The following is a 26086-nucleotide window of genomic DNA, read 5'->3' on the forward strand; positions in this document are numbered from 1 at the left end:
AGGTCGCGCAAGGGCCGGGCGGGAAGAGGTCGTTGGCGTTCCGTTGATTCCCGTCTTTCCGTAACCGGGTGGCGGGAAAGGGCCGTTGATCCGCCGAGCCTTGACAGAGCGGGACCCGGGCCCGCAGCATCGAAGCGCTTCGAATCACACTTCCGACCTCCGCGAGGGGACCTGTGAGCGGTTGCGAGCCCGGTGAACCGGCGACCCGTCCGCCCTTCCGCGATCCACGGCTGCCGGTCGGCGCCCGCGTGGACGACCTCCTCGCCCGGCTCACGCCCGACGAGCGGATCGCGATGCTCCACCAGTACGCCCCCGAGGTGGAGCGGCTCGGCCTCGCCGCGTTCCGCACCGGGCAGGAGGCGCTGCACGGCGTCGCCTGGATGGGCCCGGCGACGGTGTTCCCGCAGGCGGTCGGGCTCGGCGCCACCTGGAGCCCGGACCTGGTCCGGCGGATCGGCGAGGCGGTCGGCACCGAGGTACGGGCCATGCGCGCCCGCGACCCCCGGGTCGGGCTCAACGTCTGGGCGCCCACGGTCAACCTGCTGCGCGATCCGCGCTGGGGCCGCAACGAGGAGGGGTACGCCGAGGATCCGTACCTCACCTCCACCCTGGCCGCCGCCTATACCCGAGGGCTGCGCGGCGACCACCCGGACCGCTGGCGCACCGCTCCCGTCCTCAAGCACTGGCTGGCGCACAACAACGAGACCGCCCGGGACACCTCGTCGTCCTCCGTGCGCCCGCGCGTGCTGCACGAGTACGACCTCGCGGCCTTCCGCGGCGCGGTGCGGGCGGGCGCGGTGGCCGGGGTGATGCCCGCGTACAACCTGGTCAACGGGCGGCCCAACCACCTCTCCCCGTATCTGCGGGAGCACTTGCGCACCTGGACCGCCCACGAGCTGGTGGTCTGCTCGGACGCGGGCGCGCCCTCCAACCTGGCCGGGTCCGAGCACTACTTCGACACCCACGAGGAGGGCGTGGCGGCCGCCCTGCTGGCCGGTGTGGACAGCTTCACCGACCACGACCAGGACGCCTCGAAGACGATCACCCGGGTGCGGGGGGCGCTGGAGCGCGGGCTCATCGACGCGTCCGCCGTCGACACGGCGGTGCGGCGGCTGCTGACGATGCGGTGCGCGCTGGGCGAGTTCGACGGTTTCGGCGGCGAGGACGATCGGTACGCCGATCCACGGGGCGCCGGTTTCGACACGCCCGCGCACCGGGCGCTCGCCCTGGAGGCCGCCGAACAGGCCGTCGTCCTGCTCAAGAACGACGGGCTGCTGCCGCTGTCGCCGCCCGCCACCGGAACCGTGGCGGTGGTCGGCCCGCTCGCCGACGAGTGCAAGCTCGACTGGTACAGCGGCAGCCTGCTGCGCCGCAGCTCGCCGCGCGAAGCGCTGGTGGCGCGGCTCGGCGCGGACCGGGTGGTGTTCGCGGAGGGGACGGACACCGTCCGGCTGCGCACCGCGGGGGGCTGGGTGCGGGTGCCGTCCGGTGCCGTAGCGGAGGAGACAGCGCGGGAGGAAGCGCGGGAGGCGGCGCGGGAGGCGGCGCTCAATCCGGCGCATACGGCGGGACGCACCGATCTGCCGCCGCTGGCCATCGGCGACACCTCCACCGACCTGGCCCTCGCTGACTGGGGCGGGGGCGTGCTCACGCTGCGCGCCCCCTCCGGCCGCTATCTGACGGTCGCCGACGACGGCTTCGTACGGGCCGCCGCCGAGCAGCCCGGAGGCTGGGTGGTCCAGGAGACGTTCGCGCTGGAGCGGCACGGGGACGGGCATCTCCTCAGACACGGCGGGACGGGCGGATATGTCTGTGTCGCCGCCGAGGGCCTGAAGGTTGCCGACCGGTCCCGGGCCGAGATCTTCCACCCGGAGGTCGTCGAACGCGGCGAGGACGCCGTCGCGCGGGCCGCCGCCGGGGCCGACGCGGTCATCGTCGTCCTGGGCAACGATCCGCACATCAACGGCCGCGAGACCGAGGACCGCACCACCCTCGCCCTGCCCGCCGCGCAGGACCGGCTGTGGCGCGCGGCCCACGCCGCCAACCCGCGCACCGCGCTGGTGCTGACCAGCAGCTATCCGTACGCCGTCGGGGACGCGGCCGACGCGCTGCCCGCCCTGCTGTGGACCGCCCACGGCGGCCAGGCGGCGGGCACCGGGCTGGCCCGGGTGCTGTGCGGCGACGTCTCACCGGCCGGGCGGCTGCCGCAGACCTGGTACGCGTCCGAGGACGAACTGCCGGACCTGCTGGACTACGACATCATCGGATCCCGCGCCACCTACCTCTACTTCGACGGCGCCCCGCTCTTCCCCTTCGGGCACGGCCTGTCGTACACCCGGTTCGGCTACGACGGCCTGTCGGTGCGGCAGTCGGGAGAGGGGGCGGTGGCCGTCGAGTGCACGGTCACCAACTCCGGTCCGTGCGACGGCGACGAAGTGGTGCAGATCTACGCGAGCGCCCCGGGGGCGCGCGCCCGGCGCCCGCACCGGCGGCTGATCGCCCACCGCCGGGTGGCGCTGCGCCGGGGCGAGATGGTGCGGCTGTTCTTCACCGTGCCGGTGGACGAGGCGCTGGGGTTCTGGGACGTGGCGCACGGCCGCTGGACCGTCGACCCGGGCACGTACGAGATCCACGCGGGCGCCTCCAGCGCGGACGTCCGCCGCACCGCCGCCCTCACTCTCGACGGCCCGCCGCCCGCCCCGCGCCCGGTGCTGCGGCGCGGGCTGGAGGCCGCGGACTACGACGCGGCGGACGGCACCGTGCTCGTCGACCGCACCAAGGTGAGCGGTGACGCGGTGGCCTGCGGCGACGAGGCGGTCGGACGGCTGCTCTTCCGCGCCTGCGACTTCGGCGCGGGCGCGGCGGCGGTCACGGTCGAGGCGGCCGTCCAAGAGGTGGCCGAGGCCGTGGTCGAACTCCACCTCGCCGACGGCACGCCCCTGGCCACCGTCGCCGTCCCGCCGACCGGCGACCGCTACGCGTACACCGCCGTGCGCGCCGCCCTGTCCGCGCCGCCGACCGGTGTGCACGACCTCCACGTCACGCTGCGCGGGGCCGTCAGACTGGCCCGCCTCGACTTCTGAAGGCTGAGGGTCCGGAGAAGCGCGGGGCGGGCCGCTGTGTTGGTTACAGGTCGATCCCGGTGAGGACCATGACCCGCTCGTACGTGTAGTCCTCCATCGCGAACCGCACGCCCTCGCGCCCCACGCCGGACTTCTTCGCGCCCCCGTAGGGCATCTGGTCGGCCCGGTACGACGGCACATCGCCAACGATCACGCCGCCGACCTCCAGCGCGCGGTGCGCGCGGAACGCGGTCTGCACATCGCGGGTGAACACGCCCGTCTGCAGGCCGTACTTGGAGTTGTTGACGGCCGCGTACGCCGCCTCCTCGCCCTCCGCCGACTGGACGGTGAGCACCGGCCCGAAGACCTCCTCGCAGGAGACCGTGACGTCCGCCGGGACGTCCGCGAGCACCGTCGGGGCGTAGCTCGCGCCCTCGCGCTTGCCGCCCGTCAGCAGCTTCGCACCGGCCTGGACCGCCTCGTCCACCCAGGACTCGACGCGCTTGGCGGCGGCCTCGTCGACCAGCGGGCCGACATCGGTCGCGTCATCGGACGGGTCGCCGGTGACCTGCGCCTCGACGGCCGCGACGATCTTCGGCAGCAGCCGCTCGTACACGGACGCGTCCGCGATGACCCGCTGCACGGAGATGCAGGACTGGCCGCCCTGGTAGTTGGAGAACGTGCCGATGCGAGTGGCCGCCCAGTCGAGGTCGGGGTCGGTGGCGTAGTCCGACAGGACCACCGCCGCGCCGTTGCCGCCCAGCTCCAGCGTGCAGTGCTTGTGCGGCACGGACGCCTGGATCGCGTAGCCGACCTTGTCCGAACCGGTGAAGGAGATGACCGGCAGCCGCTCGTCCTGGACCAGTGCGGGCATCTGGTCGTTCGGCACCGGCAGCACGCTCCAGGAGCCCGCCGGAAGCTCCGTCTCGGCGAGCAGCTCGCCGAGGATCAGCGCGGACAGCGGGGTCGCGGGCGCGGGCTTGAGGATGATCGGCGTACCGACGGCGAGCGCCGGGGCGACCTTGTGCGCGCACAGGTTCAGCGGGAAGTTGAACGGCGCGATGCCGAGCACGGTGCCGCGCGGGAAGCGGCGGGTCAGCGCGAGCCGCCCCTCGCCACCGGCGTCGGTGTCCAGCCGCTGGGCCTCCCCGCCGTTGAACCGGCGGGCCTCCTCCGCCGCGATCCGGAAGACGGAGACGGCGCGGCCGACCTCGCCGCGCGCCCACTTCATGGGCTTGCCGTTCTCGCCCGAGATGAGCCGGGCGATCTCCTCGGTGCGCTCGGCGAGCCGTCGCGACACGTGGTCGAGGGCGGCGGCCCGTACGTGCGCGGGCGTCGCGGCGAACTTCCCGCGCACCGCCTCGGCGGCCGCCACGGCCTCCTCGATCTGCGCCTCGGTGGGGACGCTCACCGCGCCGACGCGCCGGCCGTCCCACGGCGACGTGACCTCGAGCGTGCTCTCGCCCGTCGCCTCGCGGCCGGCGAGCCAGAACGCATGGGTGACAGCTTCGTTTGTGTCTGGCACAGCGGATCCCGACCCTTCTGAAGTGGTGGGGTGATGGTGCGGATGTCTCTCTGCTCCCACCGTAGGCGCGCGGGCCGCGCGGCGCGTTTGTCCGGGGCGGCGCAGTCGGTGCCCGTGGCACACCGCAATGGCGTGTGGTCTGTCGGACCTCAGGACTTCAGGACCTCAGGACTTCAGCGTGGGTGTCGCCGGGGCCGTGGCCTTCAGGGCCAGCCAGAGTTCCATGCGGACGTCCGGGTCGTCGAGGGAGCGGCCCAGGATCTCCTCCACGCGGCGCATCCGGTAGCGCAGGGTGTGCCGGTGGACGCCCAGGTCGGCGGCGGCCGCGTCCCACTGCCCGTGCCGGGACAGCCAGGCGCGCAGGGAGGCGACCAGGTCACCGCGGCCCGTCGCGTCATGGTCGTGCAGGGCGCGCAGCATGCCGTCCGCGAAGGCCCGTACGGCGTCGTCGGCGAGCAGCGGCAGCAGCGAACCCGCCGCCACGTGCTCGTGCTCGACCAGCACCCGGCCGCGCCGCCGGGCCACCGACAGGGCCTGCTCGGCCTGCCGGTAGGCGGCCGCGGCCGCGATGGGGCCCGCCGGGGCGGACAGGCCGACGACGAGGTCGCCGCCCGGGGCCGCGGCGGCGCGCTCGCGGGGGCGGGTCGCCGCACCACGGCGGCTCTCGATCGCCTCGGCGTGCTCAGCACAGACGGCGACCGCGGCGCCGCCGTCCGGGGCCAGCACGATCAGCCGCTCGCCGTCGGGCACGACGAGCACCGCCTCGCCGGTGCGGGCCGCGGCGGCCTCCATGGCGTCCACGAGCACCCCGAGGGGGTCGGCGCGGTCCGGGTCGCCCGGCGTGCCGCCGCCTGTTTCCGCGTCCGCCGACGCCTCCGCCGCTGTCTCGTCCGCCGCGTACGCGCCGTGCTGCTGGTGCGAGGTCTGCGTACCGCCGCCCGGCACCGCCTCCGCGACGAGCATCCGGAACGGGGCGTCCAGCAGCCCCCCGTACAGCCGCCCGGCCACCGCCCGCGCATGGTCCGGCTCCCCCGCGAGCAGCATCCGCAGGACGGCGGTGCCCAGCCGCTGTTCGGCCTCCCGCAGGGCCCGGGACCGCTCGGTGGTGAGGGTCAGCAACGCCACGGCCGAGTGGACGGCGTAGCGCTCGGCGGTTCCCAGCGGCGCGCCCGTACCGACCGCGAGGACGCCACGGGTACGGCGCCCCGTACCCAGCGACTGCAGCTCCACCCGGTCCGTCGCCTCGCCGCCCGGCTCCGCGCCGCCCCCGCCGACCACGACGCTCGCCGGGGCGGGCCGGGCGCGCAGCCGCTCGGCGTCGGCCGTATGGCGGGCGGCGCGGCGGGCCGCCCAGTCGGGTGCGGCGGCGACCACGGAGCCGGAGGCGTCGTAGAGCGCCGCCCAGCCGTCGACGTGCGCGGCGAGCCGGGCGACCAGCGCGGCGGGCCCCTCGGCGCCGATCGCGGCCCGGGTCAGCTCCCGCTGCGCCTCGAACCCGGCGGTCACCGCGCGGTACTGGTCGGCGGCTATCGCCGCCGAGACGGCCTTGCTGATGGCGATGAAGGGCGTCCGCCGCGGCACCACGAGCAGCGGCAGCCCCTCCTCCTTGGCCGCGGCCACGAGCGCCCCCGGCACCTCGTCATAGGCGACCCCGACCGCGAACCCCAGCCCCACCACCCCCGCGCCGACCAACCGCCGGACGTAGCGGGCCATCGCGTCCGGGTCGTCGGCGTCCAGCTTCATCGCGGTGATGAGCAGCAGCTCACCGCCCTCCATATAGGGCACGGGGTCGGCCAGCTCGCTGACATGGGCCCAGCGCACCGGCGTCTCCAGCCGGTCCTCTCCCGCGAGGACGGACAGCTTGAGCGCGGTGTGGTGGACGAGTGAGGCGAGCGTGGGAGGCATGGCACCTTCGATGCGGATGCGACGACGAATGCGACTTCACCGCCCCGTATGAACGGCTACTGCCGATTCTGCCTCAATGGACGAATCCGTGGTATCCGCGCCGAGAGCCCCCGCACCCGGCACGCCGGACAGAGCCCCGGCCGGATCGACCGGGCCGACGCTCGGTGCGCGGGGCCCGGGGTGCGGGCCTGGAGTGCGGGCCTGGTGTGCGGGCCCGCCGCCCTGCTCGGGCCGTGCGGGGTCCAGGGGTCGACCCCTGGTTCGGGAAGGGGCGGGGTGGGGAAGAGCCCCCGGCCCCGCCCCGCCGGGCCTATCCGCTCAGCCGCTCAGCCGCGCAGGTCCAGCAGTACCGGGGGGCCGCCCTCGCCTCGTACCGATGTCACCGACAGCACCGCGTGTCCGGCGGGGACCGAGTGCGCCAGCTCCGAGGCGGACCAGCGCTCGCGCTCGACCTTCCGCACCGTCACGGACTGGGTCGTGACCGCCTTCCCCGTCACCACCTTGCGGATGAAGTGCAGGACCTTGGTGAACGGCTCGTCCGAGATGATCTGCCGGTCCGTGACGTCCCGGGTCTCGACCCATTCCGTCCCCCACACCTCCGCGAACCGGGCCCCGTCCCACGTCGTCACCCCGGCGCAGGCCATCCGGCACCCGACCGCCCCCAGCAGCGCGCTGCGCAGCGCCTCGGGGACGTCGTCGAGGGTACGCAGGGTCAGCACCGCGCCCGCGTGGGCGGCGCGGAGGCGCTGGATACCGCGCAGCGCCTCGGGGGTGATGGTGTGCGACGCGTCGTCGAGGACCAGGCACGCGAAGAGCGACCGGTCGGCGCGGCCCGCGGCGCACTCGGAGAACTGCGCGAGCACGAGACGGGCCAGCATGCGGGACGCCTCGGCGTGCCCGCGCTCCGGCAGATCGATGCGGACCCGCAGCGGGTGTTCGAGCGCGCGGAGGGAGAACGGACGGCGGTCACCGGTGGTGTCGAAGAAGTTGGCGAACGCGGGCCGGTCCAGCAGCGCGATCCGGTCCGCCAGCAGCGCGCCCGCGTCCCCGGGCGCCCCGGACTGCCGTACCCGCGCCTCCAGCTCGCGCGCCTGCGCCCGCTCCCCCGCCGCGTCGAGCGCCTCGCGCAGCGCGCCGACCGCCGTCTTCGCGCCGTCCAGCAGCTCCCGCAGCTCCGGCACGGACGGGAAGCGGCCGTGCGCGGCGCGATAGGGGCCGAGCAGCTGGGCCAGCGCTGTGGCTGCCCGTCGGCTGTCGCCCCCGGGCAGCGAGGCGGCCATGTCGCCGATCAGCGCCTCGGCGAGGATGCCCGCGGCCTCGTCGGGGTCCGTGGTGCCGCCGTAGAGGTCGAAGTCGTAGGCGGAATCGGGGCGGCCGATCTTCACGACGACGTCGAACGCCTCGTCGGGCCCCAGGCCCGCCCCCGCCGCCCCCACGGCCACCACCGCGACCCGCCCGGCGAGCGCCTGCAGACACAGCGACTCCACGACGGGCCGCACCAGCCGCCCGGTCTTCCCCGACCCGGGCGGCCCGACGGCGAGCAGCGAGGTCCCGAGCACCTCGGGGTCGAGGGCGAGCCCGGCGCCGCGGTGCTGGTACGGATTGCGCAGATCGTCGACGGCGGTACCGAGGCGGACCTGGTGGGCGAGCAGATCGTGCTCGGCCGTGCGCGCGGGCAGGTCCCGAGCCCCGGAGGGATGGCCGTGCGAGGCGGCGCCGTGGCGCAGCACGGTGTCGGTGAACGATGCGAGGGAGTTCCGTCCGGCCCGGACCGACTGCCAGGCGTGCTCGATGCGGGCGTGGTCGACGTCGTTCATCGCCCCGGCCCGCGCCTCGGCCGCCAGCCGGTCGGCCGCCCCGTGCGCCCCGGCGGCCCGCAGATGCGGCCACTCGACGGGATCGGCCTCGGGCCGACTCGGCTCGGCCGCCGCGTCGGTCTCGTCCCAGGCCCGCCGGAAGACGGGGGTGACGTAGCGGCGCCAGACTTCGCCCCAGTGGCCTACGCGGCCGAAGAGGACGGCGAGGGCGGCGACGCAGACGCCGATATAGATGCGCTGGGCCCACCAGCCCGCGTCCGTGTTTCCCCCGCGCTCGTACCACGAGTCGGGGGTCAGCAAGTACATCGGCCACAGCCAGTAGCCGCCGAGGTATCCGTTCCAGAGCAGTGACCAGACCAGCCACCCGCAGAGGCCGGAGATCAACGCACCACTGATCAGGCGTCGCCCGGGGATCCTTTCCGGATCCTCCGGCGGCTTGGGCCGGTGCCCATACGCCCACACCCCCGGCCCCGCCCCCTCGGCCCGCGGAGTCCGCAGCCATGCGGCGAACGACGGCCGGGCGCCGGATGCCGCAGGCGCGCCCGGCGGGACCGGCGCGCCCGGCGGCATCGGCGGCGGCACCGCAGGGGCCGCTGGAGGCGCCGGGGCCGCCGGGGGCACCCGGGGCGGGGTGGGGGGGTGAGGGGGTGGGGTGGGTCGGGTGTTGCGGGAGTCGTACGTACCCTCGGTGTCCATCTGCTACCCCTTGCCCCCTGACCGGCTGTGCCTCTGCGTTTCGCGCCACCGCGCCACCGCTCAATCTAGTGTTCCCGCCCGGGGAGTTCAGCGACCCCACCGGGGTGGCACCTCATGACGTGCCGAGGTGACGGCCGGGCCGCGGCTATGGCCGCCGCGGACAACGCACCACCCGCACTGCTCCCGAACGGAACATGCCGCTTCCCACGCCGCGCGCCTAGCCTGCGAGTAAAGCCCCTGTCACGCCCCTTTCATCCCGTGGAGTACCTCATGACCGAACTGTCCGGAGGCCCGTCCCTCCCCCAGGAGCGTCGCGTCGTCACCGCGATCCCCGGCCCGAAGTCGCAGGAGCTGCTCGCCCGCAAGACCGCGGCGGTCGCCGGTGGTGTGGGCAGTGTGCTGCCGGTCTTCACCGTGCGCGCGGGCGGCGGGGTGATCGAGGACGTGGACGGCAATTCGCTGATCGACTTCGGCTCCGGCATCGCCGTGACCTCGGTCGGCTCCAGCGCCGAGGCCGTGGTGCGCCGGGCGACGGCGCAGCTGGCGGACTTCACGCACACCTGTTTCATGGTGACGCCGTACGAGGGGTACGTGGAGGTCTGCGAGGAGCTGGCGCGGCTCACGCCGGGCGATCACGCCAAGAAGTCGGCGCTGTTCAACTCCGGTGCGGAGGCCGTCGAGAACGCGGTGAAGATCGCCCGCGCGCACACCAAGCGCCAGGCGGTCGTCGTGTTCGACCACGGCTACCACGGCCGGACGAACCTCACCATGGCGCTCACCGCCAAGAACATGCCGTACAAGCACGGCTTCGGCCCCTTCGCGCCCGAGGTCTACCGCGTGCCGGTCGCCTACCCCTACCGCTGGCTGACGGGCGCGGAGAACTGCGCCGAGGAGGCCGCGGCGCAGGCCATCGACATGATCAGCAAGCAGGTCGGGGCGGAGAACGTGGCCGCGATCATCATCGAGCCGGTCCTCGGCGAGGGCGGCTTCATCGAACCGGCCAAGGGCTTCCTGCCGCGGATCGCCGAGTTCGCGAAGGACAACGGCATCGTCTTCGTCGCGGACGAGATCCAGTCCGGCTTCTGCCGCACCGGCCAGTGGTTCGCGTGCGAGGACGAGGGCATCGTCCCGGACCTGATCACCACCGCCAAGGGCATCGCGGGCGGCCTTCCGCTGGCCGCCGTCACCGGCCGCGCCGAGATCATGGACGCGGCGCACTCCGGCGGCCTCGGCGGCACCTACGGCGGCAACCCGGTGGCGTGCGCGGCGGCGCTGGGCGCGATCGAGACGATGCGCGAGTTGGACCTCAACGCGAAGGCCAAGCGCATCGAGGAGGTCATGAAGGGCCGCCTGTCCGCGCTGCAGGAGAAGCACGACATCATCGGTGACCTCCGCGGCCGCGGCGCGATGATCGCCGTCGAACTGGTGAAGCCGGGCACCAAGGACCCGAACCCGGAGGCGACGGCGGCCGTCGCCAAGGCCTGCCACGCCGCCGGTCTGCTGGTGCTGACCTGCGGTACGTACGGCAACGTGCTGCGCTTCCTGCCGCCGCTGGTGATCGGTGAGGACCTGCTGAACGAGGGGCTGGACGTCCTCGAAAGTGCCTTCGCCGAGCTGTAGAGCCACCGGTGACACGAGCGGTGACTGTGGGTGGATCGTCGAGCCGCGTGAAGAAGATGTGCGGGGCCCATGACAGGTGGGTGATCGGCCTGTCCGACAGCCTCTCGCTGCCGTACGGTCATTCCAGATGAGAGAAACACCCCGCTCGCAGGGGACTGCGGGCGATGCCGAGCCGGTGCTTCCCCAGCTCCGACCCGGCTGTGCCCTCGCGCACACCACTGGAGCCTCCGGCTCCGGATCTCCTCACCGATCGGACGGCCGCCCGCCCCAAACCCCCCGGGGCGTGCGGCACACCGATCGCCACGGCGGCCCCGGAACCACCCCCCCTGTTCCGGGGTCGCCGTCTGTCTTCCTCACGTTCGCGCTCCCCGCCACGCTGCTGGCGGTGTTCGCGCTGTGCGCCTGGCAGGTCGCCGTCCACGGTCCGCTGCGTACGTTCGACGAGCGGCTCGGCCGCGCGATCGCCGGATCGCCCTTCCCCTCCCCCGCCGCGGAGTTCCTCGCCGACCTCGGCGATACGGCGGTGGCGCTCCCGGTCCTCCTCGCCGCGCTCGCCTGCGCGGTGTGGCGGGCCCGGGCGGCGGCACTCCGGTGGTGGCCGGGGCCGCTGGCCGCCGCGCTGGCGATGGCGGCGGTCCCGGCCCTGGTCGCACCGCTCAAGGCGCTGCTCGACCGCCCGGGCCCGCCCGGCCCGCTGGCGGGCGAGACCGGATTCTTCCCGTCCGGCCATGCCGCGACGGCCGCCGTCGCCTATGGCGCGGCGGCCGTGCTGCTGCTCCCCCTCCTGCGCGGGCGGGCCCGGGGGTGGCTCCGGGGGTGGCTGATCGGCGCCGTCGTCCTGCTCAACCTCGCGGTGGGGGTGGGCCTGGTCCGCCGGGCGTACCACTGGCCGCTGGATGTGGTCGGCAGCTGGTGTCTGTGCGGCGTCCTGCTGTGGGTAGTGCTCCGCGTACGCGAACGGAACGGCGGGCCTACGACCTGACAGCGATCGCCTCAGCTGTCGAAGCCCAGCCCCACCCGGTCCATCGCCTTCAGCCACAGATTGCGCCGTCCGCCGTTGGCGTCGGCCCGGCTCATCGACCACTGGGTGAGGCCGATCCCCGCCCAGCGGACCGGTTCCGGCGGAAACGGCAGCGGTTTGCTGCGCACCATCTCCAGCCGGGTCCGCTCGGTGGGCTCACCGGCCAGCAGGTCGAGCATCACGTCCCCGCCGAAGCGGCTCGCGCCGACGCCGAGGCCCGTGTAGCCGAGGGCGTAGGCGACGCGTCCGCCGTGTGCGCTGCCGAAGAACGCGGAGAAGCGGGAACAGGTGTCGATCGCGCCGCCCCAGGCGTGGCTGAACCGCACGCCCTCCAGCTGCGGGAAGCAGCGGAAGAAGTGCCGGGCGAGGGTGCGGTAGGTGGCCGGGTGGTGATCGTATTCGGCGCGCACCCCGCCGCCGTAGCGGTAGACGATGTCGTAACCGCCCCACAGGACGCGGTGGTCGGCGGTGATGCGGAAGTAGTGGAAGTGGTTGGCGGTGTCGCTGAGGCCCTGCCGCCGCTGCCAGCCGATCGCGGCGAGCTGCGCGGCGGTCAGCGGTTCGGTCATCAGGGCGTGGTCGTAGACGGGGACGATGTACGGGCGGACGCGGCGGACCAGGGCCGGGAAGGCGTTGGTGGCCAGGGCGACCTGCCGGGCCCGCACCCGGCCGTACGGGGTGCGCACGAGCATCCCGGACGTGCCGGTTCCAGCCGCTCCGGTTCCAGCCGCTCCGGTCCCGGCGCGGCTCAGCTGCTCGGCCGGGGTGTGCTCGTAGATCCGTACGCCCAGCTCGGCGCAGGCCCGCTTCAGCCCCCAGGCGAGCTTGGCGGGGTGCAGCATGGCCACGCCCCGGCGGTCCCACAGCCCGGCGAGGAAGGTGGGCGAGTCGACCTCGGCGCGCACCGCGTCGCGGTCCAGGTACTGCGGCTCGGCGACGCCGAGCGCGGCGGCCTGGGCGGCGGTCTCGCGCAGTCCGGCGATCTGGTGGGGCCGGGTGGCGACGTCGATCTCGCCGGTGCGCTCGAAGTCGCAGTCGATGGCGTAGCGGGCGACGGCGGCCTCGATGGCGTCCAGGTTGCGGTGGCCGAGCCGTTCCAGTTCGGGCAGTTCACGCGGCCAGCGGGCGGCGCCGTTGCCGAGGCCGTGGGTGAGGGAGGCGGCGCAGAAGCCGCCGTTGCGGCCGGAGGCGGCCCATCCGGCCTCCCGCGCCTCGACCAGGACCACGTCGCGGCCGGGGTCGCGCTCCTTGGCGGTCAGGGCGGTCCACAGCCCGCTGTAGCCGCCGCCGACGACGAGCAGATCGCAGTGCTCGTCACCGACCAGGGCGGGGCGCGGGCGGGGCCGTGCGGGGTCGTCCAGCCAGTACGGGGTGTAGGCGACGTCGGCGAGAGCTTCCATGGCGGTCAGCTCCTTCTGCGGCGGGAACCGGCCAGCTGACCGGCGAGGACGCACAGCACCGCGACGGCGAACATCGCCGTGCCGATCACATTGATCTGGACGGGGGTGCCGCGCTGCGCGGATCCCCACACGAACATGGGGAAGGTCACGGTCGATCCGGCGTTGAAGTTGGTGATGATGAAGTCGTCGAAGGAGAGCGCGAAGGACAGCAGCGCACCGGCGGCGATGCCGGGGGCGGCGATCGGCAGGGTGACGCGCAGGAACGTCTGGGCCGGGGAGGCGTAGAGGTCCTGGGCGGCCTGTTCCAGCCGGGGGTCCATGCTCATCACGCGCGCCTTGACGGCGGTGACGACGAAGCTCAGGCAGAACATGATGTGGGCGATGAGGATCGTCCAGAAGCCGAAGCCGACGCCCATGTTGAGGAAGAGCGTGGCGAGGGAGGCGGCCATGACGACCTCGGGCATCGCCATCGGGAGGAAGATCAGGCTGTTGACCGCGGGGCGGGCCCGGAAGCGGTAGCGGGCCAGCGCGAAGGCGATCATCGTGCCGAGGACGGTCGCGCCGAGCGTGGCCCACACCGCGAGCCGCAGGCTCAGCGCGAGCGAGCCGCACAGGTCGGCGACGCCGCACGGATCGGTCCAGGCGTCGGTGGAGAACCGCTGCCACGCGTAGTTGAAGCGGCCGTTCGGCTTGTTGAACGAGAACACCAGGACGATGACGTTCGGCAGGATCAGATACGCGAGGGTGGCGAGCCCCGCGAGGACCACCAGGTTGCGCCGTATCCAGCGGATGAGGGCCATCAGACGAGATCCTCCGTCCCTGCCTTGCGGATGTAGACGGTGACCATGGCGAGGATCGCCGCCATGAGGAGGAAGGACAGCGCGGCGGCCGTCGGGTAGTCGAGTACCCGCAGGAACTGCGACTGGATGACGTTGCCGATCATTTTCTGGTCGGTGGCGCCCAGCAGCTCGGCGTTGATGTAGTCGCCCGCGGCCGGGATGAAGGTGAGCAGGGTGCCCGCGACGACGCCCGGCATGGACAGCGGGAAGGTGACCTTGCGGAAGACCGTGACGGGGCGGGCGTAGAGGTCGCGGGCGGCCTCGTGCAGCCTGCCGTCGACGCGTTCCAGCGAGGTGTAGAGCGGCAGGATCATGAACGGCAGGAAGTTGTACGTCAGCCCGCACACCACGGCGAGCGGCGTGGCCAGCACCCGCTGCCCCTCGGTGATCCCCAGCCAGCTGGTCACGTCCAGCAGGTGCAGGGAGTTCAGCGCCCCCACCACCGGGCCGCCGTCGGCCAGGATCGTCTTCCAGGCGAGCGTGCGGATCAGGAAGCTGGTGAAGAACGGCGCGATGACCAGGACCATGAGCAGATTGCGCCAGCGGCCCGCCCGGAAGGCGATGAGGTACGCGAGCGGATAGCCGAGCAGCAGGCACAGCACGGTGGCGGTGGCCGCGTACAGCACCGAGCGCAGGAAATGCGGGGCGTATTCGGTGAGCGCGTCCCAGTAGGTCTGTACGTGCCAGGTGACCCGGAACCCCTCTTCGAGGGAGCCGGTCTGGACGGACGTCGACGCCTGGTAGACGAGCGGGGCCACGAAGAAGACCAGCAGCCACAGGATGCCGGGGAGCAGCAGCCAGTAGGGCACCAGCCGCTTGCGTACGGGCGTCTTGCGGGGCGCGGCGCTGGCGGGGGCCGCGTCGCGCGCCTCGGTGGCCGTGGCGCTCACGCCGCCTCCCCGTCGGCAGCGGTGTCGGTGCCCGCGCCGATGCCCTGGGCGGGGTCGAGGCCGAAGGTGTGGGCGGGGTTCCAGTGCAGGACGACCTCGGCGCCGGGGACGAGCCGGGGGTCGCGCTCGATGTTCTGCTCGTAGACGGCCAGCTCGGCGCCGTCCGGGGTGGCCACCACGTACTGCGTGGAGACGCCGAGGAAGCTGGCGTCCGCGATGCGGCCGGTCATCCGGTTGCGGGCCGCGGGGACGGCGTCCGTGTCCTCGGCGGGGGTGAGGGAGATCTTCTCGGGGCGCACCCCGACCAGCACCGTGGCTCCGGTGCGGGCGGGGGCGCGACATCGCCCGGCGGGCAGGGCGAGACGGCCTCCGGCAGCGGTGAGCAGGAGGTCGCCGCCGCTCTTGTCGGTGATCTCGGCCTCGATGAGGTTGGAGGTGCCGAGGAAGTTGGCGACGAAGGTGGTGCCCGGGCTCTCGTACAGCTCGGCCGGGGCGCCCAGCTGCTCGACGCGGCCGCCGTTCATCACCGCGACCGTGTCGGCCATGGTCATGGCCTCCTCCTGGTCGTGGGTGACATGGACGAAGGTGATGCCGACCTCGGTCTGGATGCGCTTGAGTTCGAGCTGCATCTGACGGCGCAGCTTGAGGTCGAGCGCGCCCAGCGGCTCGTCGAGGAGCAGCACCCGGGGGTGGTTGATCAGTGCGCGGGCGAGCGCGACGCGCTGCTGCTGGCCGCCGGAGAGCTGCTGGGGTCTGCGGCGGGCGAAGTCACCGAGCTGGACGAGTTCCAGCATCTCCCCGACCTGCTTCTTCACCGACTTGATGCCCCGGCGGCGCAGCCCGAAGGCGACGTTCTCGTAGATGTCGAGGTGCGGGAAGAGGGCGTAGCTCTGGAAGACGGTGTTGACCGGCCGCCGGTGCGGCGGGAGGGCGGTGACGTCGTCCCCGGCGAGCCGGATGGTGCCGGTGGTGGGCTCCTCCAGTCCGGCGATCATGCGCAGGGTGGTGGTCTTGCCGCAGCCGGAGGCGCCGAGCAGGGCGAAGAAGGAACCGGCGGGTATGCGCAGGTCGAGCGGGTGGACGGCGGTGAAGGACCCGTAGGTCTTGCTGATCCGGTCGAGCCGTACGTCGCCGCCGCTGGTGGTGGGCTGGGTCATGGGGGCTTCCTCGCGTGTCAGGCCGTCAGGCGCCGGTGAGCTTGGCGAACGCGTCCTCGAACGCCGTCTCTTCCTTGCTCGACAGGGAGCGGAAGGCATGGGACTTGGCGGCCATCTCCGCGTCGGGGAGGATCAGCGGGTTGTCCGCCAGCTCCTTGTCGATCTTCGCGAGTTCGGCGCGTACGCCGTCGACCGGGCAGACGTAGTTGATGTAGGCGGCGATCTTCGCGGCGACCTTGGGCTCGTAGTAGTAGTCGATGAGCCGTTCGGCGTTCTTCTTGTGGCGGGCCTTGGCCGGGATGAGGAGGTTGTCGGTGGCGGTCATGTAACCGGCGTCGGGGATGGCGAACTCGATCTCCGGGTTGTCCGCCTGGAGCTGGATCAGGTCACCGGCCCAGGCGACGCAGGCGGCGAGGTCGCCCCGGGTGAGGTCGCCGGTGTAGTCGTTGCCGGTGAAGCGGCGGATCTGGCCCCGGTCGGAGGCCTTCTGGAGGCGGGCGATCGCCGCGCCGAAGTCGTCGGCGGTGACGTCCTCGGGCCGTTTGCCCATGTCGAGCAGGGTCAGCCCGACGGTGTCGCGCATCTCGGTGAGCAGGCCGACCCGGCCCTTCAGCCGAGGGTCGTCCAGCAGCTGGGAGACGGAGGTGACGGCGCGGCCGCCGGTGGCCTTCTTGTTGTACGCGATGACGGCGGGGATGCCGGTCCAGGGGTAGGAGTGGGCGCGACCCGGGTCCCAGTCCGGGTCGCGGAACTCCGCCGCCAGATTCGTATAGGCGTGGGGCAGGTTGGCCGCGTCCAGGGTCTGCACCCAGCCGAGCCGGATCATCCGGGCGGCCAGCCAGTCGGTGACGCAGATGAGGTCGCGGCCGGTGTCCTGGCCCGCGGCGAGCTGCGGCTTGATCTTGCCGAAGAACTCGACGTTGTCGTTGATGTCCTCGGTGTACTTCACCGTGATGCCGGTGCGGCGCCGGAACTCCTCCAGGGTCGGGCGGCGGCCGCCCTTGGTCTCGTCCATGTACTCCGTCCAGTTGGAGAAGGTGACCCTCTTCTCCTCGGCGGAGTGATCGTCCGCGGCGCTGTCGGCGCCGGTCCGCCCGGCGGGCGGGATGCCGCAGCCGCTGAGCGCCCCGAGCCCGCCCGCGGCGAACGCTCCGGCGCCGCCCGCGCGCAGCAGGGCGCGGCGGGACAGCGCCATGCGGCCGCCGGTCATGCTGCGCCGGATCGCGGCGAGTTGGGGCGCGGACAGGCTCTCGGGCTCGTGCCGTGATTCCATACGCGGTGCCTTTCGAGGAAGAGCGGCGTGCCTCCGACCACGATTGAAGGCCGATCCTGACAGAGCACCCTTGCCTCAACAAGGGATTTCGTCGTTGCTTTTTGGTTGCGCAACGGATTCGGTGACGACACCCGGCCGTAACCAGCCCCGCCGCCCGGGCCGCTGTCGGTGGCCGGTGCGAGAATCCCGGACATGGAGATCAACGGGGCGACGGCACCGGCCACGGCGGGCGGCGGACCGCGCTCGGTCAAGGAGCTGGTGGACCGGGCGGCGCGCGGCGAGACCGTCAAGTACGTGTACTTCTGGGGCCATCGGCCGCGGCGCGACGGGGGCGTGGGCTCGGGGTGCTTCAGTCAGTGGTGGCCCGCGCCGTTCGAGGTGGACGGCGTCACCTACCCGACCGCCGAGCACTGGATGATGGCCGGGAAGGCGCGGCTGTTCGGGGATGGGGACGCCGAGCGGCGGGCGCTGGCCGCCTCGCACCCCAAGCAGGCCAAGGACGCGGGCCGTTCGGTGCGCGGCTTCGACGAGGCGCGGTGGCGGGAGCACCGCTTCGCGCTGGTCGTCGAGGGCAGTGTGCACAAGTTCGGGCAGCATCCGCCGCTGCGCGACTATCTGCTCGGGACCAACACCCGGGTGCTGGTGGAGGCCAGCCCGGTGGACCGGATATGGGGCATCGGGCTGGCGGCGGACGACGAACGGGCGGCGGACCCGGCCCGCTGGCGCGGGCTCAATCTGCTGGGCTTCGCGCTGATGGAGGCGCGTCAGCGGCTCATATCGGCGGACGGCACCAGCCGCACGACCGACATCCGCGCGTAGCCCGAGTCGTCGGTGTCATCCGAGCTGTCCCCGTCCGCGGCCGCGACATAGACGAAGATCATCACCACGCCCGCCACCACGGCGGCCGACCCGACGATGAGCCCGGCGAGGGCCACGTTGCCGTTGGTCGCCTCACCCCGGCCCGCCTTGGCGCGGCCGATCGCCCCGAAGATGATCGCGAGGACGCCGAGGATGATGCCCAGCACGACGCTGGCGAAGAAGGCCAGGCCGATGATGCCGAGCACCAGGGCGGCCGTGCCGGTGCCGTTGTTCGGCATCGAGGGACCGCCCGCCTGCCAGCCCTGCGCATAGCCCGCGCCGGGGTAGCCCGCACCGGGGTAAGCGGTGCCGGGATAGGCCGTGCCGGGGTGGCCGGGCTGGGCGGTGCCCGGGTAGCCGGGGTACGCCGCGCCGGGGTAGCCGTAGCCGGGCCCGCCGTACGGGGCCTGGCCCCCGTAGCCCGGCTGACCGTAACCGCCGGTGCCGTACGGCGAACCCTGGTACGCGCTCGGGGTGCCCGGGCCGGTCGGGGCGGGCGGCGGCGGGGGCACCGCGCCCGGCGGGGTCGCGCCGCTCGGCAAGGTCGCGCCGCTCGGCAGGGTCGGGCCGCCCGGCGGGGGTCCCGGCGCGGCGGGCGGCGGCCCGGGGGCGGGAGGCGGGGGCCCCGGCACGCGCGGCGGGGGCGGGACGGCCGGGCCCGTGGGCAGCGAGGTGAGCGTCTGCTGCTCGGCCACCGAGGGCCGGGACGACGGCTTGTCCAACGATGTGCGCGGGGCCGGCGGGGCCGGCGGGGCCCAGGGGTCGTGGTCGCGCGGCTCCGGCTGCCGCGGCTGGTCGTGCTGGTCGGGCTGGTCAGCCATGTATCTCCCCCACAGCGATGTCCGCCCATGCTACGGCCTGGCGCTACCGCCCCGTAGGGCCGCGTCTACGATGACCGGAGCCCGCCGCAAGCGGCCGTCACCCGGAGGTTCTCGTTGACCGATCTCACCGCCTTCATCGCCGGACTGCCCAAGGCGGAGCTGCATGTCCACCACGTCGGTTCGGCGTCCCCGCGCATCGTGGCCGAGCTGGCGGCACGCCACCCGGACTCCAAGGTGCCCACCGACCCGGAGGCGCTGGCCGACTACTTCGTCTTCCGTGACTTCGCGCACTTCATCGACGTCTATCTCTCCGTGGTGGACCTGATCCGCGACGCCGAGGACGTGCGGCTGCTCACCTACGAGATCGCCCGCGACATGGCCCGGCAGAACATCCGCTACGCCGAGCTGACCGTCACCCCCTACAGCTCGACCCGGCGCGGCATTCCGGACGCCGCGTTCACCGAGGCGATCGAGGACGCCCGCAAGGCGGCCGAGGCCGAGTTCGGCACCGTACTGCGCTGGTGCTTCGACATCCCCGGCGAGGCCGGGCTGCAGTCCGCCGAGGAGACCGCCCGCATCGCCTGCGACCTGCGCCCCGAGGGGCTGGTCTCGTTCGGCCTCGGCGGGCCCGAGATCGGCGTGCCGCGCCCGCAGTTCAAGCCGTACTTCGACCGCGCCATCGCCGCCGGGCTGCACAGCGTTCCGCACGCGGGCGAGACCACCGGACCGCAGACCATCTGGGACGCCCTCACCGAGCTGCGCGCCGAGCGGATCGGCCATGGCACCACCGCCGTCCAGGACCCGAAGCTGCTGGCCCATCTCGCGGAGCACCGCATTCCGCTGGAGGTCTGCCCGACCTCCAACATCGCCACCCGCGCGGTCGCCACCCTCGACGAGCACCCCATCAAGCAGCTGGTCGAGGCCGGGGTGTTCGTCACCATCAACAGCGACGACCCGCCGATGTTCGGCACCGACCTCAACACCGAGTACGAGGTCGCCGCCCGGCTGCTCGGCCTGGACGCGGCGGGTGTGGCGGCGCTCGCGAAGAACGCCGTCGAGGCGTCCTTCCTGGACGCGCCGGGCAAGGCGCGGCTGGCCGCGGAGATCGACGCCTACACGGCGGTCATGACCCGATGACGGCGGCGGGCGCGGCCTTCATACCGGTCGGCCACCGCGGCGACCCGTACACCCACCGCGAGAACACCCTGGTCTCGCTCGGCTCGGCGGTGCGCGCCGGGGCGGGCGCGGTGGAGATCGACGTCCGGCTGACCCGGGACGGCGTCCCGGTCCTGCTGCACGACGCCACCCTCAAACGGCTCTGGGGGCACGACCGGCCGCTGTCCGCGCTGACCGCCGACGAGGTGCGGCAGCTGTCCGGCGGGGGCATACCCACGCTGCGCGACGCGCTCGCCGCGACCGGCCCGGCCCGGCTGCTGATCGACCTGCCCGACGCGTCGGCGGCCCTGGCGGCCGTCGCCGAGGTGCGCGAGGCCGGGGCCGCCGACCGGGTGTACTACTGCGGCGAACTGTCCGCGCTGCGCCGGGTGCGCCGCGCGGAACCCGGCGCCGAGATCTCCCTGACCTGGACCACCCTCGCGCCGCCCCGGCCCACCCTGCTGGCCGATCTGCGCCCCCGCTGGCTCAACTACCGCTTCGGCCTGGTCTCCCCCGGCCTGGTCGAACGCGCCCACGCGGACGGCCTGCTGGTCTCCGCCTGGACCGCCGACACCCGCCGCTCGATGGCGCGGCTGCTGCGCGCGGGCGCCGACGCGATCACCACCAACCGCATCGGCACCCTCTGCGCCCTGCTCAGCCGCCGCTGAGCCCGGAGGATCAACCCAGCGACGTCATCACGTGCTTGATGCGGGTGTAGTCCTCGAAGCCGTACGCCGACAGGTCCTTGCCGTAACCGGACTTCTTGAATCCGCCGTGCGGCATCTCGGCGACCAGCGGGATATGGGTGTTGATCCAGACGCAGCCGAAGTCCAGCGCCTTGGACATCCGCATCGCGCGGCTGTGGTCCTTGGTCCACACCGATGAGGCGAGCGCGTACTCCACGCCGTTGGCGTACCGGACCGCCTGGGCCTCGTCGGAGAACGACTGGACGGTGATGACCGGCCCGAAGACCTCGTGCTGGACGATCTCGTCGTCCTGCTGGAGCCCGGAGACCACGGTGGGCGCGTAGAAGAAGCCCTTCTCGCCGACCCGGTGGCCGCCCGCCTCGACCTTGGCGTGCGCGGGCAGCCGCTCGATGAAGCCGCTGACCTGGGCCAGCTGGTTGGCGCTGTTGAGCGGGCCGAACAGCACGTCCTCGTCGTCCGGGGCCCCGGTCTTGGTGTCCGCGGCGGCCTTGGCCAGCGCGGTCACGAACTCGTCGTGGATCGACTCGTGGACGAGCACGCGGGTGGCCGCCGTACAGTCCTGGCCCGCGTTGAAGAAGCCCGCGACCGAGATGTCCTCGACGGCCTTGGCGATGTCGCTGTCCTCGAAGACCACGACCGGCGCCTTGCCGCCCAGCTCCAGGTGGACCCGCTTGAGGTCCTTCGACGCGCTCTCCGCGACCTGCATACCGGCCCGCACCGAGCCGGTGATGGACGCCATGGCGGGCACGTCGTGCTCGACCATCAGCCGCCCGGTGTCCCGGTCGCCGCAGATGACGTTGAAGACGCCCTGCGGATGGCCCAGTTCCGCCAGCACCCCGCCGATGATCTCGGCGAAGAGCACGGTGGAGGCCGGGGTGGTGTCGGAGGGCTTGATGACGACCGTGTTGCCCGCCGCCAGCGCCGGCGCGAACTTCCACACGGCCATCATCATCGGGTAGTTCCACGGCGCGACCTGCGCGCACACCCCGACCGGCTCGCGCCGGATGATCGAGGTCAGCCCCTCCATGTACTCACCGGCAGAGCGGCCCTCCAGCATCCGTGCCGCGCCCGCGAAGAACCGGATCTGGTCGATCATCGGCGGGATCTCCTCGTCCCGCGTGAGCCCGATCGGCTTGCCGGTGTTCTCCGACTCGACCGCGATCAGCTCTTCCGCCCGCGCCTCGAAGGCGTCGGCGATCTTCAGCAGGGCCTTCTGCCGCTCGCCGGGCACCAGGTCGCGCCAGGCCGGGAAGGCGGCCGCGGCCGCGGCCATCGCCGCGTCCACGTCGGCCGCTCCCGACAGCGGCGCCGTGGCGTACACCTCGCCCGTGGCCGGGTTGACCACCTCCGTGGTGCGCCCGTCCGCGGCGTCCCGGAACTCCCCGTCGATGTAGTTGCGCAAACGACGCAGCTCGGTGGTCACGTGCCACCCCTCCTGTCAGCTGTCCGATGGGTGAGACACCCACCCTAGTCTCGGGGACGACGCTTTCAACATACCCGCCACACCAGAACAACGGAATCAGTGAATTAAACTCACCGCGACAACGAAATTCATTGATCGAGGGTTGCCAGACAGTCGAGGCTCGTGCACAGTGAGGGTCGTGGCCACACCTGATAAGAACGGCACGCAGTCGCTCGACTCCGTATCCCTGGCGATCATCGAGCAGCTCCAGGAGGACGGGCGCCGCCCCTACGCCGCCATCGGCAAGGCCGTCGGACTGTCCGAGGCAGCGGTGCGGCAGCGCGTGCAGAAGCTGCTCGACCAGGGCGTGATGCAGATCGTCGCCGTCACCGACCCCCTCACCGTGGGGTTCCGGCGCCAGGCGATGGTCGGGATCCACGTCGACGGCGACCTCGACCCGGTCGCGGACGCGCTGACCGCCATGGAAGAGGTCGAGTACGTGGTCGTCACCGCGGGCTCCTTCGATCTCCTCGTCGAGATCGTCTGCGAGGACGACGACCACCTCCTTGAAACGATCAACAAGCGGATCCGGACGCTGTCCGGCGTGCGCTCCACCGAGAGCTTCGTCTACCTCAAGCTCCGTAAGCAGACCTACACCTGGGGAACGAGATAGCCATGAGCGCGGACCTCTCCAAGACGGCGTACGACCACCTGTGGATGCACTTCACCCGCATGTCGTCGTACGAGAACGCCCCCGTGCCGACGATCGTGCGCGGCGAGGGCACGTACATCTACGACGACAAGGGCAAGCGCTACATCGACGGCCTCGCCGGGCTGTTCGTGGTGCAGGCCGGTCACGGGCGCGCCGAACTCGCGGAGACCGCCTACAAGCAGGCGCAGGAGCTGGCCTTCTTCCCGGTGTGGAGCTACGCCCACCCCAAGGCCGTCGAACTGGCCGAGCGGCTCGCCCAGCACGCGCCCGGCGACCTCAACAAGGTCTTCTTCACCACCGGCGGCGGCGAGGCCGTCGAGACCGCCTGGAAGCTGGCGAAGCAGTACTTCAAGCTCACCGGCAAGCCCACCAAGCACAAGGTCATATCCCGGGCGGTCGCCTACCACGGCACCACCCAGGGCGCCCTGTCGATCACCGGCGTCCCCGGGCTCAAGGCCCCCTTCGAGCCGCTGGTCCCCAGCGCCCACAAGGTGCCCAACACCAACATCTACCGGGCGCCCATCCACGGCGACGACCCGGAGGCGTTCGGCCGCTGGTGCGCCGACCAGATCGAGCAGCAGATCCTCTTCGAGGGCCCGGACACCGTCGCCGCCGTCTTCCTGGAGCCGGTGCAGAACGCGGGCGGCTGCTTCCCGCCGCCGCCCGGGTACTTCCAGCGGGTGCGCGAGATCTGCGACGAGTACGACGTGCTGCTCGTCTCGGACGAGGTCATCTGCGCGTTCGGGCGGCTGGGCACGATGTTCGCGTGCGACAAGTTCGGCTACGTCCCGGACATGATCACCTGCGCGAAGGGCATGACCTCCGGCTACTCCCCGATCGGCGCGTGCGTCATCTCCGACCGGCTCGCCGAGCCCTTCTACCGGGGCGGCAACACCTTCCTCCACGGCTACACCTTCGGCGGCCACCCCGTCTCGGCCGCCGTGGCCCTCAGCAACCTCGACATCTTCGAGCGCGAGGGCCTGAACCAGCATGTGCTGGACACCGAGGGCGCGTTCCGGTCCACCCTGGAGCGGCTGCACGATCTGCCGATCGTCGGCGACGTGCGGGGGAACGGCTTCTTCTACGGCATCGAGCTGGTGAAGGACAAGGCCACGAAGGAGTCGTTCAGCGCGGACGAGACCGAACGCGTCCTCTACGACTTCCTCTCCAAGGCGCTGTACGACAACGGCCTCTACTGCCGCGCCGACGACCGAGGCGACCCGGTCATCCAGCTGGCCCCGCCACTGATCGCGGACCAGGCGCTGTTCGACGAGATCGAGCAGGTGCTGAGGGCCGTGCTCACGGAGGCGTGGACGAAGCTCTGACGCGCGGGCGGGGTGGCTCTTCCCCACCCCGCCCCTTCCCGAACCCAGGGGCTCCGCCCCTGGACCCCGCGGCCGGGGCGCCGCGGACGCAGTACGCGGCCCAGGCCACAGCCGGGACGCGGCGCCCTCGGCGCGAACGGGGTACGCGGCCCACGCTCCGGCCAGCGGTGGCACCCCTCCGGCAACAGGCCGAGGCCGAACGCGAGTTCGGCCTCCACCTCGCCCGGGGCGGTCGGCGAAGCGCCGTCGTCTCCTGCGGGCGACCCGGCACCCCGCCACCAGGCCCCGGCCGCCGGTTCCGCCAGCGGCGCGGTCCCGGTCCACGGGCGGGCGGCACGCGGCGGACCGGCGTCCGCACGCGGGAGACGGCGAACCGGCGCCAGGACGACGCGGCCTCACTGCCACTTGAGGGCGAACCACAGTTCCATGCGTACGTCCGCGTCGCTCAGGTCCGCCTCCAGCAGGGCCGCGGCGCGGGCTATGCGCTGGCGGACCGTGTTGCGGTGGATGTCCAGTGCCACCGCCGTACGGTCCCAACTGCCGTGCAGCGACAGCCACATCCGCAGCGTCTCGCGCAGGGCCGGGGCCCCGTCCAGCGGGGCGAGCCGGGTGCGGCCCAGGGCCTGGGCCTCGGCCGGGTCGACCAGCGAGGCGACGCCGCCCGGCTCCGGGGCGTGCCGTACCACCGGCAGCCGCTCCGCGACCGCGCGGCGCAGCGCGCGGGCCGCGTCGGTGCCGCCGTGCGCCAGCCCGTCGGCGGGCACCGGCGCCCCGGTGCCCAGGGTCCAGCCGGGCTGGGCACGGACCTCGGCGGCGCCGGGCACCAGGGCGCACAGGTCGTCCCCGTCCAGGTCGATCAGGGGCGTACCGAGCCCGGCGGCGAGGGCCGCCACGGCCAGCAGCCCGTCGTCTCCGCCTCCGCCTCGCCCACGGCGGCGCCCGCGTACCACGGTCCACAGGTCCGCGCCGGTCAACAGCGCGGCGACATCGGCGGGTTCGGCGCCCAGCATCAGCCGTACCAGCGCCGTGCGTTCGGCCCCGGCGTCGGCCGTCGCGCGCCCGGTCAGCAGCGCGAGCAGCACCATGGCCACCCCCACCGTGCCCTCGGTCGCGTCGCGCCGGGGCGCGCACACCCCCAGGGCGAGCGGCCGTTCGGGCCCGCCCAGGCCGTACGCGCTCAGGGACGCGCCGTCCGCCGTGCCCGAGGCCGAGGCCGGGCCCGCGCGCAGCCGGGCGGCCAGCGAGGCGAGCGCGGTACGTACCTCCGGGGACGGCCGGGATCCCGCCGCCGCCAGCTCCGCTCCGTCCGGCCCGTACAGCACGGCCCATCCGCCCAGGTGCCGCGCCAGTTGGCGCAGTACGGCCGGGACGGGGTGGGGCCGCGCGGCGGCGGCCGCGAGCGACTGCTGCACCTCGGTGATCCGCCGCAGCTCCTGGTGGCGGCGCTCGGCCATGGCGTCCCATACGGCGCTCGCGACGGCCGTGAAGGTCGTCTCCCGTGGCACCTCCACCAGCGGCAGCCCATGCCGGTCGCACGCCTCGGCCAGCGCCCGCGGCACCTCCTCGTGCACCGGCGCGATGCCGAACCCGAGCGCGGTGGCGCCCGCCTCGACCGTACGGGCCACATAGCGGTCCCAGTACGCGTCGGTCGCCTCCGGACCGTGCACCCCGGCGCTGAGCAGCAGTTCACCGCCCAGCAGATACGGAACGGGATCCTCCATCTCGCTCGTGTGCACCAGGTACACCGGCGCCTCCCCGCGCGGCCCGGCGACCTGTCGCAGCCCCAGACCGGGGTGGTCCAGCAGGACGGCGAGGGGCACGGGCACTGTCGGCGGCATGGCCGTTTCCTCCATCCCGGGAACCACGAGTGGAGGAAACGTACACTTCCCGGCCTCCTCGGC

The 26086-nt window shown here is 73.1% G+C and carries 19 protein-coding genes; 8 read left to right on the plus strand and 11 right to left on the minus strand.

The window, feature by feature from the left end; all coding sequences use genetic code 11:
* The first annotated feature begins 173 nt into the window (after positions 1-173).
* Positions 174-3083 (plus strand): glycoside hydrolase family 3 C-terminal domain-containing protein, encoded by a 2910-nt coding sequence (locus tag ACWC5C_RS15625; RefSeq protein WP_450875936.1) that lies wholly within the window; start codon positions 174-176, stop codon positions 3081-3083.
* A gap of 43 nt (positions 3084-3126) precedes the next feature.
* Here ACWC5C_RS15625 and ACWC5C_RS15630 read toward each other — a convergent pair whose 3' ends face one another.
* The 3 genes from ACWC5C_RS15630 to ACWC5C_RS15640 all read right to left on the minus strand — a co-directional run bounded on the left by ACWC5C_RS15630 (position 3127) and on the right by ACWC5C_RS15640 (position 9005).
* Complete coding sequence (locus ACWC5C_RS15630) at positions 3127-4587, minus strand: aldehyde dehydrogenase family protein (RefSeq protein ID WP_450875937.1); 1461 nt, start codon at positions 4585-4587, stop codon at positions 3127-3129.
* 165 nt (positions 4588-4752) lie between these two features.
* Positions 4753-6492 (minus strand): PucR family transcriptional regulator, encoded by a 1740-nt coding sequence (locus tag ACWC5C_RS15635; RefSeq protein ID WP_450875938.1) that lies wholly within the window; start codon positions 6490-6492, stop codon positions 4753-4755.
* 326 nt (positions 6493-6818) lie between these two features.
* Entirely contained in the window at positions 6819-9005 is a 2187-nt protein-coding gene (locus tag ACWC5C_RS15640) for an ATP-binding protein (protein ID WP_450875939.1), read from the minus strand.
* 270 nt (positions 9006-9275) lie between these two features.
* Between ACWC5C_RS15640 and gabT the strand changes: the two genes are divergently transcribed.
* The gene (gene gabT / locus ACWC5C_RS15645) at positions 9276-10625 is read left to right on the plus strand and encodes a 4-aminobutyrate--2-oxoglutarate transaminase (protein ID WP_450875940.1); all 1350 of its coding nucleotides are present in this window, start codon (positions 9276-9278) and stop codon (positions 10623-10625) included.
* 127 nt (positions 10626-10752) lie between these two features.
* Positions 10753-11607 (plus strand): phosphatase PAP2 family protein, encoded by an 855-nt coding sequence (locus ACWC5C_RS15650; RefSeq protein WP_450875941.1) that lies wholly within the window; start codon positions 10753-10755, stop codon positions 11605-11607.
* Positions 11608-11618: 11 nt separating this feature from the next.
* Here the strand turns inward: ACWC5C_RS15650 and ACWC5C_RS15655 are convergent, their stop codons facing one another.
* From ACWC5C_RS15655 to ACWC5C_RS15675, 5 genes are read right to left on the minus strand one after another with little or no spacing between them, the layout of a single operon-like run.
* Positions 11619-13046 carry an NAD(P)/FAD-dependent oxidoreductase gene (locus ACWC5C_RS15655; protein WP_450875942.1) on the minus strand — a complete coding sequence of 476 codons (1428 nt, stop codon included), beginning with the start codon at positions 13044-13046 and terminating at the stop codon, positions 11619-11621.
* 5 nt (positions 13047-13051) lie between these two features.
* A complete protein-coding gene (locus ACWC5C_RS15660) occupies positions 13052-13846 on the minus strand; it encodes an ABC transporter permease (RefSeq protein ID WP_450875943.1) in 795 nt (264 codons plus the stop codon).
* Positions 13846-14775, minus strand: a complete 930-nt coding sequence (locus ACWC5C_RS15665) for an ABC transporter permease (RefSeq protein WP_450875944.1) — start codon at positions 14773-14775, stop codon at positions 13846-13848. The genes ACWC5C_RS15660 and ACWC5C_RS15665 overlap by 1 nt, the downstream gene beginning before the upstream one ends.
* Positions 14772-15932, minus strand: coding sequence for an ABC transporter ATP-binding protein (locus tag ACWC5C_RS15670; RefSeq protein WP_450875945.1), 1161 nt, complete (start codon positions 15930-15932; stop codon positions 14772-14774). Before ACWC5C_RS15670 ends, ACWC5C_RS15665 begins: the two co-directional genes overlap by 4 nt.
* Positions 15933-15957: 25 nt before the next feature.
* Positions 15958-17205: a polyamine ABC transporter substrate-binding protein gene (locus ACWC5C_RS15675; RefSeq protein WP_450875946.1), complete on the minus strand. Its 1248-nt coding sequence runs from the start codon at positions 17203-17205 to the stop codon at positions 15958-15960.
* Positions 17206-17397: 192 nt separating this feature from the next.
* Here ACWC5C_RS15675 and ACWC5C_RS15680 point away from each other — a divergent pair, with 192 nt between their 5' ends.
* Positions 17398-18024 (plus strand): NADAR family protein, encoded by a 627-nt coding sequence (locus ACWC5C_RS15680; RefSeq protein ID WP_450875947.1) that lies wholly within the window; start codon positions 17398-17400, stop codon positions 18022-18024.
* Here ACWC5C_RS15680 and ACWC5C_RS15685 read toward each other — a convergent pair.
* A complete protein-coding gene (locus ACWC5C_RS15685) occupies positions 17970-18884 on the minus strand; it encodes a DUF4190 domain-containing protein (RefSeq protein WP_450875948.1) in 915 nt (304 codons plus the stop codon). The genes ACWC5C_RS15680 and ACWC5C_RS15685 overlap by 55 nt on opposite strands.
* Before the next feature lie 114 nt (positions 18885-18998).
* Between ACWC5C_RS15685 and ACWC5C_RS15690 the strand changes: the two genes are divergently transcribed.
* The gene (locus ACWC5C_RS15690) at positions 18999-20021 is read left to right on the plus strand and encodes an adenosine deaminase (RefSeq protein ID WP_450875949.1); all 1023 of its coding nucleotides are present in this window, start codon (positions 18999-19001) and stop codon (positions 20019-20021) included.
* Positions 20018-20707 (plus strand): glycerophosphodiester phosphodiesterase, encoded by a 690-nt coding sequence (locus ACWC5C_RS15695; RefSeq protein ID WP_450875950.1) that lies wholly within the window; start codon positions 20018-20020, stop codon positions 20705-20707. Before ACWC5C_RS15690 ends, ACWC5C_RS15695 begins: the two co-directional genes overlap by 4 nt.
* 10 nt (positions 20708-20717) lie before the next feature.
* Here the strand turns inward: ACWC5C_RS15695 and ACWC5C_RS15700 are convergent, their stop codons facing one another.
* Positions 20718-22169 (minus strand): gamma-aminobutyraldehyde dehydrogenase, encoded by a 1452-nt coding sequence (locus tag ACWC5C_RS15700; RefSeq protein ID WP_450875951.1) that lies wholly within the window; start codon positions 22167-22169, stop codon positions 20718-20720.
* Between the two features lie 178 nt (positions 22170-22347).
* Here ACWC5C_RS15700 and ACWC5C_RS15705 point away from each other — a divergent pair, with 178 nt between their 5' ends.
* Both ACWC5C_RS15705 and ACWC5C_RS15710 read left to right on the plus strand, forming a co-directional pair.
* Positions 22348-22821, plus strand: coding sequence for an Lrp/AsnC family transcriptional regulator (locus ACWC5C_RS15705; RefSeq protein WP_385439452.1), 474 nt, complete (start codon positions 22348-22350; stop codon positions 22819-22821).
* Between the two features lie 2 nt (positions 22822-22823).
* Positions 22824-24185 (plus strand): aspartate aminotransferase family protein, encoded by a 1362-nt coding sequence (locus tag ACWC5C_RS15710; RefSeq protein ID WP_450875952.1) that lies wholly within the window; start codon positions 22824-22826, stop codon positions 24183-24185.
* Between the two features lie 395 nt (positions 24186-24580).
* On the opposite strand, the gene ACWC5C_RS15715 is transcribed toward ACWC5C_RS15710, so the two are convergent.
* A complete protein-coding gene (locus tag ACWC5C_RS15715) occupies positions 24581-26023 on the minus strand; it encodes a PucR family transcriptional regulator (RefSeq protein ID WP_450875953.1) in 1443 nt (480 codons plus the stop codon).
* Positions 26024-26086 lie beyond the last annotated feature (63 nt).

Source organism: Streptomyces sp. NPDC001700 (genome assembly GCF_053596435.1).